Origin of the sequence: Salipaludibacillus sp. CF4.18 (assembly GCF_051262595.1) — a bacterium.
Lineage (GTDB): Bacteria > Bacillota > Bacilli > Bacillales > Salisediminibacteriaceae > Salipaludibacillus > Salipaludibacillus neizhouensis.
The window spans coordinates 115,522-130,794 of the sequence record NZ_JBIMEV010000009.1; the positions used below are offsets into that span (position 1 = coordinate 115,522).

The 15,273-nt window shown below is 35.8% G+C and carries 16 protein-coding genes; 7 read left to right on the forward strand and 9 right to left on the reverse strand.

Features of this window, described 5'->3' with window-relative positions:
- The first annotated feature begins 277 nt into the window (after window positions 1-277).
- A complete protein-coding gene (locus tag ACHABW_RS08530) occupies window positions 278-850 on the forward strand; it encodes an HTH-type transcriptional regulator Hpr (RefSeq protein WP_435754914.1) in 573 nt (190 codons plus the stop codon).
- 295 nt (window positions 851-1,145) lie between these two features.
- A complete protein-coding gene (locus ACHABW_RS08535; RefSeq protein ID WP_435754915.1) occupies window positions 1,146-1,694 on the forward strand; it encodes a DUF3267 domain-containing protein in 549 nt (182 codons plus the stop codon).
- Window positions 1,695-1,783: 89 nt separating this feature from the next.
- On the opposite strand, the gene ACHABW_RS08540 is transcribed toward ACHABW_RS08535, so the two are convergent.
- Window positions 1,784-2,377, reverse strand: coding sequence for a YpmS family protein (locus tag ACHABW_RS08540; protein WP_435754916.1), 594 nt, complete (start codon window positions 2,375-2,377; stop codon window positions 1,784-1,786).
- Between the two features lie 218 nt (window positions 2,378-2,595).
- On the opposite strand from ACHABW_RS08540, the gene ACHABW_RS08545 reads away from it, so the two are divergent.
- A complete protein-coding gene (locus ACHABW_RS08545) occupies window positions 2,596-2,775 on the forward strand; it encodes a hypothetical protein (protein WP_110937689.1) in 180 nt (59 codons plus the stop codon).
- 212 nt (window positions 2,776-2,987) lie between these two features.
- On the opposite strand, the gene ACHABW_RS08550 is transcribed toward ACHABW_RS08545, so the two are convergent.
- A complete protein-coding gene (locus ACHABW_RS08550) occupies window positions 2,988-3,080 on the reverse strand; it encodes a YjcZ family sporulation protein (protein ID WP_110937690.1) in 93 nt (30 codons plus the stop codon).
- 206 nt (window positions 3,081-3,286) lie between these two features.
- On the opposite strand from ACHABW_RS08550, the gene ACHABW_RS08555 reads away from it, so the two are divergent.
- The 3 genes from ACHABW_RS08555 to ACHABW_RS08565 all read left to right on the forward strand — a co-directional run bounded on the left by ACHABW_RS08555 (window position 3,287) and on the right by ACHABW_RS08565 (window position 5,183).
- Window positions 3,287-4,186, forward strand: coding sequence for a peptidylprolyl isomerase (locus tag ACHABW_RS08555; RefSeq protein ID WP_435754917.1), 900 nt, complete (start codon window positions 3,287-3,289; stop codon window positions 4,184-4,186).
- A 350-nt stretch (window positions 4,187-4,536) separates the two neighbouring features.
- Window positions 4,537-4,635 (forward strand): YjcZ family sporulation protein, encoded by a 99-nt coding sequence (locus ACHABW_RS08560; RefSeq protein ID WP_110936829.1) that lies wholly within the window; start codon window positions 4,537-4,539, stop codon window positions 4,633-4,635.
- A gap of 236 nt (window positions 4,636-4,871) precedes the next feature.
- A complete protein-coding gene (locus ACHABW_RS08565; RefSeq protein WP_435754918.1) occupies window positions 4,872-5,183 on the forward strand; it encodes a hypothetical protein in 312 nt (103 codons plus the stop codon).
- Between the two features lie 314 nt (window positions 5,184-5,497).
- Here the strand turns inward: ACHABW_RS08565 and yhaM are convergent, their stop codons facing one another.
- The 7 genes from yhaM to ACHABW_RS08600 all read right to left on the reverse strand — a co-directional run bounded on the left by yhaM (window position 5,498) and on the right by ACHABW_RS08600 (window position 14,509).
- Window positions 5,498-6,457 (reverse strand): 3'-5' exoribonuclease YhaM, encoded by a 960-nt coding sequence (gene yhaM, locus ACHABW_RS08570; RefSeq protein ID WP_435754919.1) that lies wholly within the window; start codon window positions 6,455-6,457, stop codon window positions 5,498-5,500.
- Between the two features lie 219 nt (window positions 6,458-6,676).
- The gene (locus tag ACHABW_RS08575) at window positions 6,677-8,044 is read right to left on the reverse strand and encodes a sensor histidine kinase (protein WP_435754920.1); all 1,368 of its coding nucleotides are present in this window, start codon (window positions 8,042-8,044) and stop codon (window positions 6,677-6,679) included.
- Window positions 8,041-8,718, reverse strand: coding sequence for a response regulator transcription factor (locus ACHABW_RS08580; protein ID WP_110936833.1), 678 nt, complete (start codon window positions 8,716-8,718; stop codon window positions 8,041-8,043). Before ACHABW_RS08580 ends, ACHABW_RS08575 begins: the two co-directional genes overlap by 4 nt.
- Window positions 8,719-8,946: 228 nt before the next feature.
- Window positions 8,947-9,492 (reverse strand): GbsR/MarR family transcriptional regulator, encoded by a 546-nt coding sequence (locus ACHABW_RS08585; protein WP_435754921.1) that lies wholly within the window; start codon window positions 9,490-9,492, stop codon window positions 8,947-8,949.
- Window positions 9,493-9,613: 121 nt separating this feature from the next.
- Window positions 9,614-12,601, reverse strand: a complete 2,988-nt coding sequence (locus ACHABW_RS08590; protein ID WP_435754922.1) for an AAA family ATPase — start codon at window positions 12,599-12,601, stop codon at window positions 9,614-9,616.
- On the reverse strand, window positions 12,598-13,833 hold the full coding sequence (locus tag ACHABW_RS08595) for a metallophosphoesterase family protein (RefSeq protein WP_435754923.1): 1,236 nt from the start codon (window positions 13,831-13,833) through the stop codon (window positions 12,598-12,600). Before ACHABW_RS08595 ends, ACHABW_RS08590 begins: the two co-directional genes overlap by 4 nt.
- Before the next feature lie 298 nt (window positions 13,834-14,131).
- Complete coding sequence (locus ACHABW_RS08600; protein WP_435754924.1) at window positions 14,132-14,509, reverse strand: hypothetical protein; 378 nt, start codon at window positions 14,507-14,509, stop codon at window positions 14,132-14,134.
- Between the two features lie 299 nt (window positions 14,510-14,808).
- On the opposite strand from ACHABW_RS08600, the gene ACHABW_RS08605 reads away from it, so the two are divergent.
- Window positions 14,809-14,994 carry a YhzD family protein gene (locus tag ACHABW_RS08605; protein WP_435754925.1) on the forward strand — a complete coding sequence of 62 codons (186 nt, stop codon included), beginning with the start codon at window positions 14,809-14,811 and terminating at the stop codon, window positions 14,992-14,994.
- The last annotated feature ends 279 nt before the right edge of the window (window positions 14,995-15,273 follow it).

The window sequence follows — 15,273 nt, forward strand, 5'->3', positions numbered from 1 at the left end:
GAAAATCGTTAATTTACATTATTGCCACTAATGGTCATTTTCATTATTCCTCGTGAGATGGTCTTCCATTCAAGCACCCCATTATTCCAGTCATTATAATTTTATGACTGGGGTGTGGTGTGTCTTTTCTATCATAAATGCATTTTTCTGAAAATACAGAAATGATATTGAGAAAGAATCAAATATTATGTTATGATGATAATATCATTTTCCTAAAAAAATAATGAATCTTTTGAAAATAACAAAAATAAAGTATTTATTTGAATGGAGGGAGAACATGGACGAAACACAATTGTCTATGAAGCAATCAATCATGTTTAGCCATAAGATTGCTCAACTAAGCAAAGCTTTATGGAAATCTATTGAAAAAGATTGGCAAACATGGATTAAACCTTTTGATTTAAATATCAACGAACACCACATTTTATGGCTCGTATTTAATCTAGAGGGCGCCTCTATATCGGATATTGCCAAATTTGGTGTCATGCATGTATCTACGGCCTTTAACTTCTCAAAAAAACTGGAAGAACGAGGATTACTATCTTTTTCCAAGCGCCAAACTGACAAACGAAATACTTATGTTTATTTAACTCCTAAAGGTGAAGAGTTACTACTGGAGACTTTTGAATCATATAACCCGCATACTTACGGTGTATATAGTGGCTCATTGCCTATAAAAGATTTATATGGCAAGTTCCCGGAATTTTCTGAGTTAATGAGTATCGTTAAACATATTTACGGACCTGAATTTATTACTATATTTGAAAAGTCTCTTACTAAATTTGACGAGGATTTCAACGAAGAAAATGGTAAGTTAACGCCCAATTCAAAAAAGGCTACATCACAGTAATTGAATTGACTAGATGATTTTTCTAACTGTTTGGTCCGTCCTTTTATTTACTTTTATAGTTATGTAAAAGAGTGCTCCATCATCGAATGGACGTACTCTTTTTTTGTTTTTTTCAATTGTTTGTGTATTTAAATCGCTTCTCTCAATTTATGTCGAAAGTAATTTTGAATTTATTTTATAAAAACCCTTGATTTATTTAGCAATTCATCGTAAGTTACTATAGTGCTTGATTGCAAATAGTAATCTAAATTTTTAAGTGAAGATAGTTTTGTTGAATGTTGCAGGAGGTGGACAAATGAAGTGCTTAAAAACAGTCTCAGTAGAAAGTGAATTTGGAATAGCACGATTATGGTTCTTGTCTTCCATTGTTATGCTCGGTTATTTTTTAATTTTCTTTATGATTTTTAGAACATTTTTAACGACAGCACCCCTAGTAGATCTTGGTGCTATTTCCTTTATTGTTTTATTAATAATTGTACTTCCCATACATTTATTCTTGCATTGTCTGCCTATTTGGTTGATTGGTAGAAAGGCAACATTCGGATTCAGAAAAAATCAATGGCCTTATTTTTTTTATTCAGCGAAAGCACCATTATCTAAGCAGATGAGTCTTCTTTCGATAGGATCTCCAGCTTTTATTCTGACTTTGCTATCAACAGTAAGTGCCATTCTTTTTCCTCAATTCGTGCATTACATTGCAATGATGTCTGCATTAAATATTGGTATTTGTGTATATGACTTCTTAAACTTTAAACATATCAGTACTGCACCAAAACAATCATTAATAGAAGAGCATCGCGATGGTTTCTATATACTCTGTCCTCCTTTAAAGGATAAGGCCTAACTTTAAAGGGATGGCTTATAAAGCCATCTCCTTTTCAAAAATAGTATACTTGCTCTTTTGCTCTAGATGTTAATGGATTGCAATACTTGTTATCCCTCTTCTTCTAGAAGTGTTATTTCCAGCTTGATATCATCGCTATCCAAATCAAAAGAGATTACTTTGATATCTACTTCTTCTGATACTCCATTTCGAAGGTTTACGTGAAACCTCTGCTCCCCAGGAACCACCTGAATCCAAGAAGGAAGTTCAACGTTAGTATCAATTAATTGAAAAACTTGTTCAGACGGTAAATGAAATCCTCCTACTTGGAACGAATCCTCTATAAGCTCTAGATTCCCTTCTTCTGTAACTCTAGGTGCAAGTTCCATCTGAATCGGAACGTTCACGCCAAAGGCTTTGAAATTCGTCTCCATCCGAATTTTGTCTTCAATGACTATTTCGTAATCTCCTTCTTCTTCCATCAATTCTTGTTGCAACCAATAATTCGCATCCTCTTTCGTTGTAGAAATGGTAAATTGAGGACCTGAAGAGCTTTTAACCACTGGGGGAATAAATGATTCATTTGTTGCCGAATTAAAAGTTTGATTTATCCAAATAATACCTAGTGTTAAAGCTGAAACTAATATTATTATCAGGCTAATAAATGCTATTTTCCAAGGGTTTGATCTTTGATTCGTTGTCATTAGTTCCTCCTTTATTTTTATTTTGTACACTTATTATTCCAAGCTTTCTACCTGTTCATTTCCCGTCTACCGAAAAGTTTGATACAATATAGACATGAATTCAAGATGAGTTCTTATTTACATTATGTTCCCCTTTTCATCAGACAAATAACTAGGATTTTAGGGAACGGTTTGATAAAGTAGAATAGGAGTCTATCTTTACTGGGGGTTACTAGATGATGTATTTACCTTTCTTTCTTTTTGCAACGCTTTATTTGTTTATGATTAATTCAATGACAAACTCGTTATGTATACAAAAAGAAATACCCGAGGAAAAACAAGGAAAAGTATTTCGAACGATTAATGTACTCATTACCATATTAATTACTTCTTCTTTCTTTAGGATCTTTTTAACTTAACTTTACCAGAGAAAAACCAAGCAAAGCATCTTTGCTTGGTTTTTTTTCGGTTTTCTTAAGTGTTAATTCTACAATCGTATCCAGTAATAAGGAAATAGTTATTTTATACAACTGTTCCTGTAGAATAAATAGCATAATTAGAGAAGCGTAATCACTATGATTATACAGGTGCATCATACCTTCACCAAATTAATTATACTCTTACGGATATCTTAATACGCCCACGATGCTCCAATAATCACTAATAAGATAAACAATACAACTAACAGAGCAAATCCAGATTGATATGAATGTGACATGTTCATTCCTCCTTGTTTTAACTTTCCATACATCTTATTAAAGCGAGTCATTTGTGTATGGACGTTTGTCACGATTTTTCGAAAAATCTTAATTAGTAAATATTTATCCGAGGGAAAATGAGATACCATATCCATACTCGATATGCTATATTTATACGTGATATAACTCAGAATTTTACATTTTAAATTAGAAATATTCAGGAGTTGAAAAAGTGAAAAAATATATCCTTACATCAATAATTTCTAGCATAACTATGCTCTCTGCTTGTTCCAATGAGTCTAATTCCTTGGAATCTGAAGAAAATACTGAAATTCAAAATACTGAAGAATTAATCGTCGCAACTTCATCTGGTGATATATCGGAAAAAGAATTTAATCGTGCTTTAAGAGATCAACACGGTGAAAATGTCCTTCAATCCCTGGTTTTAGATAAAATTATAGAATCTGAAGCAAAACGTCTTGAAATTGGAGACACTGAAATAGAGGAAGAAATTAACTTCCTAAAAGATAACTTAGGTGCAACAAACGATGAACAATTCTTCGAGATGATGAAAATGCAAGGAATTTCTGGTGAAGATGATTTAAACAAACGGGTTATTAACCATCTAGTCATGCAACATCACATTGGAGATATCGGTGAGGTAAATGATGATGAACTTCTGAAGGAGTATGAGCAGGGCGAAGAAGTAGAGGCACGTCATATTTTAGTCGAAAACCTTGAGAAAGCTGAGGAGGTACACCTCAAATTGGCTGATGGGGTGGATTTTGGTGAACTTGCTCTAGAATATTCTATAGACCCTGCATCCCGTGAAGATGGTGGACATATAGGTAGTTTTAGAAGAGGTACAATGTCACCTCCTTTTGAGGGTACGGCTTTTTATTTAGATGTCAACGAAGTTAGTGAACCTGTGCAAAGTCAGTTCGGCTTTCATATAATTGAAGTACTTAACAGGACACCATTTGAGGATGACTTTGAAGAAGTCAAAGAACAACTGCGTTCCGCTTATAATGATCGCAAGCTTCACAGAATGAATGAGAAGCAACAAGAGTTGTTAGAGACTGTGGACATAGAAGTATTTGATGAGCAATTTGAAGATCTTTTTGAGCAATAATTTTATCATAGCTGTGATCTCATAAAAATTAGGTGTATGTCTTATTTTTTCAGATATACATCTTTTTATTAGCTTTGTTATTATTCACGCTTGTTTTAATGAGAACAAGACTGTACTTGAATTTGCTCCTTGGGAATGCTTTTCGCAGTTAACGCGCTTAAAAGCCTCATAGCTACAGACATATCTTTTAAGTCCTTACAAGAGCACGTAACTAGCTTGACAACGGTCATATACATTTCTTACACCCAAAAAATTCAGATCCGCCTAGAGCATTTTTAGGTTACTGTACATATAGAGTAAGTAAGGGACTCACTCCTTCCCAATTAATAATGAGAAAGGATGAAGTAATCATGAGTAGCGTTGCACCTGTTCCTTCCACAAGCGGGTTTACATTAATTGTTGTATTATTTATTTTATTGATCATCGTAGGTTCTGCTTACGTATGCTAAATTAGTAAGCGCTAGGCTATGTATTCAGAAAGAGAATAATAACTGCTGACCATTCAAGGAGTAATAACTTTGATAAGGGTACTGGAAAAAGGTTTACTTTTTACTTTTCCGGTGCCCTTTTTCAATATTTTTGATATGACTCCTAGTTTTCTTCATACATATTATCTAAATGTTTGGGAGTTATCTAGGATGGGAATATGTTAGTTAAATATTAAACACGTAATGGGGGATTTAGCATGCACCAGAAAAAACTATCTAATATGGAATATGGTGAATTTCAAGAATATCTTGTTCGAACAGTAATGAATAAAATCGAAGAAATAGAGACAAAATCGTCTCTCGTATATTTTCCTATTGTCCATGATCGTGTAGAATCTTTTTTATTAGCTCATTGGGAACAAGTTTGGCAGGATTGCCGTACATTGACGTGGAAAGAATGGTTACACTCAAGCTGTTATGACCTTTTTAGATCAGAAGTGATAGATGATATTCTTGCCAGTAATCACGTACTTGAGTTAAGTCCTGTTAAAGAGATAACTAAGTCATAATTTCTTAGAAAAACGGCATAGTCGTCTTTTGCAAAATTCAGCGTCAGCTTCCACCGCACCATTAGCACCTACGTATAGAGTTTAGGTGCTACTATAGGAGGGTGGGTGGCGTGTAGGTAGCTACTAATTTTATAAATTCTTGTAAAAAAGGTGTCCAATAAATAATTGGACACCTTACTTTTTTATAAGATAAGAATTTATAAAATTGACAGCTATCTTTACGCCACAAGTATCAAGGGAAACCCACCCTTGATACTTAAATGATGGTGGCGAAAGATAACGATGTATTTAAGAAAAGACGCTACGCGTTTTTCTTATAAATCTATAGGAGGTTCATGAAAGGTTGGTTTGTAGAAGGAGCGGTTTTCCAAGGCAAAAGCACGTTCTGAGAATTCCCCAGGGATGACACGGTCCAATACGCGATCCATCATGTTCATCTTTGCATCTATATTATCAATCATATGCAACATCTCCGCCTCACGGATAAGTGGCGGCTTAGGACTTCCCCATTCCCCTTTAGAGTGATGAGATAAAACCATATGTTGTAAAACTAATACTTCTTCCCCTTCAATCGCTAGTTCTTTTGCTGCTTCATCAATTTCAGTGACCATCATAGAAATATGACCAATAAGTTTTCCCGGAGTCGTATACTGGGTTCCCATAGGACCAGATAGCTCTCTCACCTTCGCCATATCATGAAGGATCACGCCTGCATAAAGTAAATCTGTATCTAAGGTTGGGTAAAGCGATGCAATGTTTTTCGATAGCTGCAACATCGATACTACGTGATACAAGAGACCGGAAACAAATTCATGATGGTTTTTCGTAGCCGCTGGGGACACAGCAAATTCTTTCTGATGTTTTTTAAATAAATGTCTTGTTAAGCGTTGTATTTTTGCATTTTTCATATCAAATATATACTGTGTGACTTCTTCTAGCATTTCGTCTTTGTTTCGTGGTGCCGATGGAAGGAAATCATCAGGTTTTACTTGATCCATGCCCGTTGTTGGTCGGATTGTTTTTATTTTAAGTTGTCTCATTCCTCGGAAATCCTGAACTTCTCCTTGTATATGTACGATTGAACCACTTACAAAAGTAGCTTCATCTTCCCTGGAGATTCCCCATAATTTTGCTTCTAACTCGCCTGTTTTATCTGTCAACTGAAGATTTAAAAAAGGTTTTCCGTTACTGGCTATTCCTTTCTTTCCAGTCTTTATTAACAAGTAAGCATCTACCGATTCTCCGACTTTATGGTGGTGTATTCCTTTTCTCATTTCTGCTCCTCGCCTCCAAATAATCTTTATTTCTTCAATTATATCACATCAAAAGGTACTGACATACGTTCGATATTCAGGTATTGTGTCATTGGATATCAAAGGGTAAATTCTAGCCACTGTTAGTGCTATTACGAAAGCATCCGCCTAGAGCGGATTCGAGTCTCTTTGTTCGACGAAAACTAAAAAACCTATCCCTTCAGTCACGAAGGAATAGATTTATGTGGGTTTAGAAGATTGTTCGTGTCGTGGAAACACCGTTGTAAATAATACGCCATCTTCCTTATTTTCAACTTTTGGATATCCATTATGCAGTTCGCATATTCTTTTAACAATTGCTAAACCAAGACCAAATTGACCTTTGTTTCCTTTCCGAAATGGAGTGAAAATATGTTCAAGTTCAGTAACGGGTATATTTTCACCATTATTCCATACTTGAATATGAATGTCCCCGTTTTTCACTTCCTTCGCCGAAATCTTAATAGCATCCACCGCATAGCGAAGAGCATTTTCAACTAAGTTTTCCAATAGTACAGTTAAAAGCTCTTTATCACCTTTTAGCTTTACAGCCCCACCTTCTACGGAAATAGCTACTTCCTCTCTTGCTAAACGAAATCTTTCTTCTACCAGATAAGCGATAGAACCAAATGGAAAGTAATCATTTTCCACTGGAGCTCCATTTAATGAATCTAACTTAGTATAATAGAGCATATCTTTAACCCTTTTTTCCATGCGATTCGACTCTTCGATGATCACATCCATCGTATGTTCAATATCGTCGCGTGGAAGAATGCCATCTTTGACAGACTTTGCATAGCTTTTAATTACCATAATAGGTGTTTTTAGTTCATGAGATGCATGCTGAATAAATGTTTTTTGAACAGCATCATATTTGATAAGATTTTGTCTCATTTTTTCAAATTGATTAGATAATTTTTCGAAATCTTCATCACCTTCCCAATGAAAAGGCTCCTTCCAATTCCGTTCAGCAATTTGTTCGAAATGAGCACCTAAACTTGTTAGCGGTTGTTTCAAATAGTATTTAAGCCAAAATGCAGGTACGAGGCTCATTAAACTAGCAAAAAGCATAATGTAACTTAATCTTCCCCATAGTCGGCTAACCATCTGGTCACGGTATGTATCCCACATGTGAGAAATATAATATGCTTCCCCCTCAGTTGTATAAACTTTAAATACTACATAGAAAAGAGTTGCGCCATTATAAGTAAGTTCGTACCGTCCCTTACGAGTCATTTGATTTTGAGCCCGTTCTCCCATTTCTCTTAAAACTTCACTGGGAACTGGGTCTCCCACATACGTTCCAAATTCATTCATCAGAGACAAATGCCCTACAGACCTTTCCGCATCTCTTCTTTCAATAAAATCAATCTCTGATTGCGGAGGAACTAAATGCTCACCCTGTGGGTTCGCAGAACGAGTTTGTTCTTGCTCAATAATTCTATAAGTCTCTTCTGTCAGTGCGCTCTTCAAAGAGATTGGATATATGATTCCTATTAACAGAGCTACTAACAAAAGAATAGAAATGAACGAGAACCAAATTCGTTGAGTTAAATTTAACCGAATCATGAGGATAGAACCCTATACCCATAGCCATATAAAGTTTCTACATGAATTCTTGAAAGTTTTTTTCGTACTCTTCTAACTACATCATCTACTGCACGTTCAGAACCGAAGTAATCTGATCCCCATACGTACTCGATGATAGATTCACGGGACAATGCATTCCCTAAATTGGACGTTAGGAGTATTACAAGATCCATTTCCTTTGTAGTAAGTTCTATCGGATCTTGTCCATCATGAACTGTTCGAGATTTAGGATCAATCGTATATCCGTTTATCTCAAGAGCATCCTCTTCCCTAACTTCAGGTGGATACACGCGATGAAGTAATTTTTTGGCACGGATAATTAGTTCCTCAGGTAAAAACGGTTTTGCCAAATAGTCATCACTTCCCAGTTCTAACCCTAGAACTCTATCTAAATCTTTATCTCGGGCGGATATAAAGATAACCGGAGTATCTGCCTCGCTTTTTATAGCTTTCAATAATTGATAACCATCCATACCAGGCAACATAATATCTAAAACCCATATATGTGGCGGCTCATGTTCTTGTACATAAGTGTGAGCTTCCTTACCATCGGTGAAGTGTTTTACAGACCAACCTTCTTTTTCCATATATGCTTTGATGACTTCCCCTAAATTTTGCTCATCCTCTACTAAGTAAACTGAAAACTCATTCATAGCCATCATCCTTCATTTTTTACGTTAGTCTTTCTTCTTATTTTAATACAAAATAGGCTAAAAATGAAATACTTCGACATTTTTACATAGAATTAAGAGAAATATGTAAATGAAAGTTCTTTGTAAGGAACTATGTGCACATATGGTCTGCATGCAGGAGCATCAATAGTTCCTAGTAAGAAAAGGATGTCTTGTAAGAATGACCCAAACCTTTGGGTCACCCTATTTCTACTTCTTTTTTTTCGGTACTAAATTATAAATTTCACCTGATTCCATGACATCCACAAATCGAAGTAACCAATCGTAATATTCTTCCGCAGCTTCTATTTTAAAAACCGCTTGTTGAATTTCAGTACTAAGATCATGATCTGTCGTATTGGATAATAATTGTTGTAGTTTTTCGATCGTATCCTCGGCTTCTTCCACATTTGTTTCCGTCGCCTTTTTCCACTTTTGTGTAAAAAGTGTCATAAATGATTTGTGCCAATCAGGCTCCGTACTGTATAAATCTTTCCTTACGCCTCTTCTGAAAACAGGTTGTACCATTTGCATATCAGCTAGGGAGCGAACTCCAGTACTCATACTTGTTTTACTCATGCCTACAGCTTCCCTTAAATCGTCCAGCGTCATCGGTTCTTCAGCGAAATATAAACTGCCGTAAACTCTGCCTACTGACGGTGTAATTCCATACAGTGACATGTTTTTTGCAATACTTTGAACAAATTCATCTTTAATATTCTCAAATAATTTCCATTGTTCCGTTTTATCCTTCAATAGGATAACCTCCAACTTCGTCCTATCCGCTTTATAGGGTATACAGCTAACTTTACCAAAAGATTCCTTTTATTAAAAGGGCTTACATTCAAGTACTGCGTAGACAAGACTCGGTATAAACTTAATTGAATGCCTGTAAAAAACCGGGAGCTTTATAATCATTTATTTCGTTTAATATATGTTCATGACAAGAAAAATAAAAAATTTGACGTTCTATTGATATTTCTTCTAATAAACTCCAGACGTTTATCCTTCTTTGTTTATCCATATTAACAAATGTTTCATCTAAAAACAGCGGGAATTGCTCTCTTGAACTATCTTCAAGAGCAAGTCCTAATCGAATAGATAAATAAAGCATTTCACAGGTCCCTCTGCTAAGTTGTGTCGGTTCAAATCGCTGACCGTCATTTCTTTCAACTACAAATCGTTTTTCACCTATAGGAGCAAATAAATAAGTATATTCTTCTGACGTTAGTCTGCTAAAAAAGTCTTGTGCCTTTTTTAACACTTTAGGTTGTCGTTCTTTTTCATAAATATCTTTTACTTTTTCAATCATCATTGCGCCGGTCTCTAATACGACCCATTCCTTCGCATAGTCATTTAACTTTTGTTTGATCATCGTGTATTTTTGTTTTTGTTCCTCATAGGTTCCATCTTCTTCAAGATATTTTAACTCGTTTATCTGGTAAGACAAATCAGCATGCAATTGATTCGTTTCCTGATCAATACGTGTTACGTCTTCACTCAAGACTTTTTGTTCTTCATTATCATCTCTGTCACGGTGAATAATATCTTCTATTAAAGGTACTCTTTTAGACTCATCAGGTACTATGGTAACTATTTGAACCCAGAGTTCTTTCTCTTTTGATTTGTTTATATTGTATAGCTCAGCTTTCATACCTTTTTCCCGAAAAGCTTCTTCAGTATCAACATGAGCTTGATATAGTAAGCTATCTACTTTTGCAACATATAGATGTTTTTCTTTTTCTAATTCACTTATTACATCGTTTAGTGACACTAGTTTTTCTTCTTCACGTAAACTAGTTTCTTTCCATTGTTGTTGATTCTCAAGTATCACTAAAATCTCTCTGTACAAGGACGGCATCGAAGCTTTCTCCGACAAGGAAAATGTCTTTGCTATTTCCATTACTCTCTCTTCGAACTTGCTAATCTGATTTAAAATTCCCTGTTCTTTTTTCCTTATATCTGCAATCTCTCTCGCTTTTTGATACCATATTTTCAGTGAATCGAGAAACTTACCGTAAAATAAAATGTCATTTCCTTCCGGGAGTTTTGCCGCCTCACTCCATTCCTTTATATCTCTTTCAAGACTCCTCCACTCGTCTTGCAAATCCATCCAACTTTGTGTCCAATCTTCTAATTGCTTCTTAATAAATAACATTTTTGTACCCAAATCATTAACTTTACGAAGATTTTCATGATGTTCATTTAATTGTCGTGAAACATCTATGGTGAAACTATTATTTATTGAGGTCGTACTTTCTTGCTCTTGTATTATTTCGATCTCATTTTCAAGATGTGCAACTTGTTCCAATAAAGAACGATCTATCAGGGGCTTTCGTAACCCTAAAACAAGCGGTATTGTTGCAACAAAAAAGAAAACAGACAATATGTACTCCCCATTTATGGTTGTAGCTATCGCTGCTAACATTGTTAAAATAGCGCCGGTTGTAAACAGTCTTTTATTTCTTTTTCCTATGGCTTCCTTTCTTTTACATTCTTCCTTTATCCATTTTAATTGTTCCCTTTTAAGTTCCTTCTCTTTTGCCTGAAAATTTTGATCTTCGTTATTTTCAAGCTTCTTATATCTTTCAAGCATTTCATCTGATAAAAGACTATCACTTTCCATTTGCCATTGTTGTTCGGTAAAATTTAATTCTTGTTTTTTCTTTTTCTCTTCGTCAATCAGTCTATCTTCTGTTGTCCTTAAGCGACTCCATTTTTCTTTCATGTCATCGTATTGTTCTAACATATATGGATCGTATTGAGCCTTTTCAAAAGTCTGTTTATCTATGGTCGGCCATTCTTCTTCAATTACTCTCTGATAAGAATACAGTTCCTCTTTTTGCACTGAAAGTGATTTTGCATCCTCAAGCAAATTGGAATAAAACACATGATGTTTTTCTAGGTCTTTCATTTCACGAATACTCTCGTCGTTACATAATTCCTTCGTTGAGATTTCCTTTTTATCTGTTAATTCAGCTAATCGGTCTTTCTCTACTGACAGCCTCACGTCAGCTTCTTGTATTTTCTCATTTAGTCCTTCAAGACGCCTTACCCCATCAACAGGGAAACCTAGATTTTCCTCGTCTTTCCCTTCCTGTCTGTATGCATGCCATTCACTTATAATCGGGTTTAGTGTTATACGTTTGTCCAACCAACGTAACTGCTCCTGAATTCTCTTTTTTTCTTCTTTTTGTTCAAGTAATGCTGCTTCTTTTACCTGAATGGATTGTTGTAAACATTCATATTGATCCAATCGTTCTTCCCATTTGATTATTTTCTTTTCTAATTCGCTTAACTCTTGTGTGAGAGCATTAATTTCAGGTTTAACCCCTCTTTTTTTAAATAAACGATTTTTTTCAAGCTCAAGTTGTTTTTCCAACTTCGCTAATTCTGAAGCCCCCGTCATACTAGCATCATATAAGTATTGATTTAAATGCTGCGGGTCTAGTTCATTTATCCCTTGAAGACCATCTAACCCAAAATGAAAAATTCCTTTAAATGTATTGGAGTCCAAACCTTTTAACAGTTGATTCAGTTCATGTTCACTTCCCGTGCTGCCATCTGGAAACTGTATATGAACGATTCCTTTTTGATACTTTCCTGAAGTTCTTTCGATGAATATTTCCCTTTGGTCGAGATCTCTTATAAGAATAGATCCCCCATAATTATTTGAATTTCTGGGTATATACTGATTCTCTTTTTTAGAAGGAAACCCAAAGAAAACAGCTAATAGGAAGGCCATCAGTGTTGATTTTCCTGATTCATTTTCACCATAAAACAGCGAAAACATTTCATCTTCCAAGTTCCACTCTTGGTCTACCAATTTCCCGTATCCATAAATATGTATCTTTAATATTTTCACAGAGCTTCTTCCTCCCCTATTAATGTCGTTAACAGGATATTCTCTGCTTCCTCTGCTAATTTCTGCTGCTCTTTATCGGATAGATCTTCTAAATATTTGCGTATATGCCGATGATCATAAAGAGTTGCTAACCGCTCCTTCACTTCGCTGTTATCTGCTGTTAAAGCCTCATTCGTTCGAATAATATCTCCAATAAGATGTTCCTGATTACGCCATCTTTCTTTGTCGATAATTGATTTTGTTTGAATGAGTAACTTTTCAATTGACATATCATTAGTAGAATACTCTTCTATCAAAAGCTCGAATAACTCTTTCCTTTTTTCTGAGTTCCCTAATAGCTTATGGAGTTTTCCTTTTCCATCAATTACGAGAGAAAGTATATACGCTCTAGTATCCTCAAGAGCCTGAATTCTCTCACCAACCTCATCAATCAGTTCATCAACCGTAAGCAGTCCATTAATAGACACACGGATTTCCATCCAGGCAATTGGGGCAGTTTCAATAAATGAAAGAGAAGTCTCTTTTTTAGTTATTTCTACGAGATAGGCACCCTTTGGACCTGATTCCTTTCGATGGCAACCTTGGACATTCCCAGGATAAACGACAGGTGGATTATCAGTCAGTACCTCTCGTTTGTGAACATGGCCTAATGCCCAATAATCAAATTCTTTCTCCAGTAAACTACTGACGGTAAATGGGGCATATGGATCGTGTCCAAGCTGTCCACTTTCCTGACCATGAAGCATACCGATGTGATACGCCTCGTTATTACGTTCTTTTTGATATAGGGGAACAGGGTTTTCCGTGTAAGCGACCTGAGGATAACTGAAGCCATAAATATACACTTCTTCCTTTGCTTCCGTTTTCAAAAACATACTTGATACCTTTGATGAAAAAATATGAACATTCTCCGGCATGCTTATAAGGTTATCCTTATGTACTAGTGGATCATGATTACCATGAATTATATACAATGGAATACTTTCTTTTTGAAGTCGAAGTGCTTGTTTTCGGAAAAACCACTGACCTTTTATTGATCGCTGTTCCTCATCGTAAATATCTCCGCTTACTAGAAAAAAATCCACCTTTTTACTGATAGCAACTGTTACAAGCTTCTCAAATGAATGGTATGTGGCTTGTGAAGCCATATATATAAATGGATCCGTCATATTAGATGAAGCTTTCAACGACCGTCCTAAATGCAAATCCGCACTATGTATAAATCGAACCATGTATATTCCTCCTTTCTATCTAAAATTATATCATAATAAGAATAAATGTTCGTATTAAAATCATTAAGAGGGATCAAAAAAGTAATATACACTTTCTTGATCCCTCTAAAAGGGGTGGTATATAAGCGACAGAAACTTCGTCCCATACACAGTATAGAAAAACGCCATCTGAAAAAGCCCGATATAAAGCCTCTGTCCGGGGTGGCGCTGAAGCGTTGCCTGTGGAAAGGCGCCGCCTAGATCAGATTCGAGGCCCTTGTATATAAAAGCAAAATCTCTAGAAAAAACATTCTAACAATTACCAGTAGTACGGTAACACAGATAGTGCTGTTAAAGCAGCTAAAGGCAGTATTAGTCGTTGAAACCTTCGTGGTCTGTAGTAAGGATAATATGGTTGTGGATACGGTGTATAATATGGATATCCATAACCTCCATACCCAGGGAAAAACTGTCTCTCATCTGCCTGGTCAAAATAACCATAACCGAAGCCTTGGCCAGCTGAATCATGAGGTCCTCCCGCTATTTCTCCTCCACCATTTGGAACTGCCAAATACAAGTTTTCTTCATCTACGCACTCAACGATACCATCAAATGATCGGTTATCATTCGTCGTTACCTGCACATAACGATGCATGTGTTCTTCGCAATGCTGTCTCATATCTTTATGGGTACTCATTCAATCTCCTCCTTCTTTGCCCAGTTTATTCACCCGGAGCCCAAATTGTGACTAAGAAAAACGCGTAGCGTCTTTTGTTAAATACAGCGTGTTCTTTCGCCACCCCCGAGTAGCACCTACGTATTTGCGTGTAGATGCTACTCGAAAGGAGGTTATTTTCAATGGAGATAGCAGATACCAAATTTTATTGAAGGCAACCAACGAGCTATTTTCAAATAGAAACTAGGTTTATAGAGCGTTTTCAATACTGGTAAAAAAGGGATATGTATTATATGATTTTATTGAAGGGTGGGAGTTTAATGTCTAAATACTATTTAACTGCATTTAGTAAGGCTGGAGAACACCTAGTAAACGAAACTTTAGAGGCAACAAGCGATAATGAAGCAAAAGAAATAGGAATGAAAAAACTTGAAGAAAAAGAACTTCTGAATCATCCAAGCAGAATCGTAAAATCATCAGGAGGACTCGTTCATTTTCATCCATAAGAAAAACTGTATCGTAGTCTTTTGTTGCTTTTGTTATCAAGCAAGGTTGTTTGGAAGAATTACCGCTCGCTTTCCGTGGATGATCCGCGAGCCTCCTCGAGCAAACGAACGCTCTGCGGGGTCTCGCATGGATCATTCTTCCACAGGAGTCTCGCGGATTCTTCCAAACAACATTTTTTATAAAGCAGGTTTAGTGACCCTTATGGTTTTTTGGCTTGGAATAGCGAATAAACACCACTCATTTAGAAAGGCTGTCTACGTAAACTACCTTTATATATG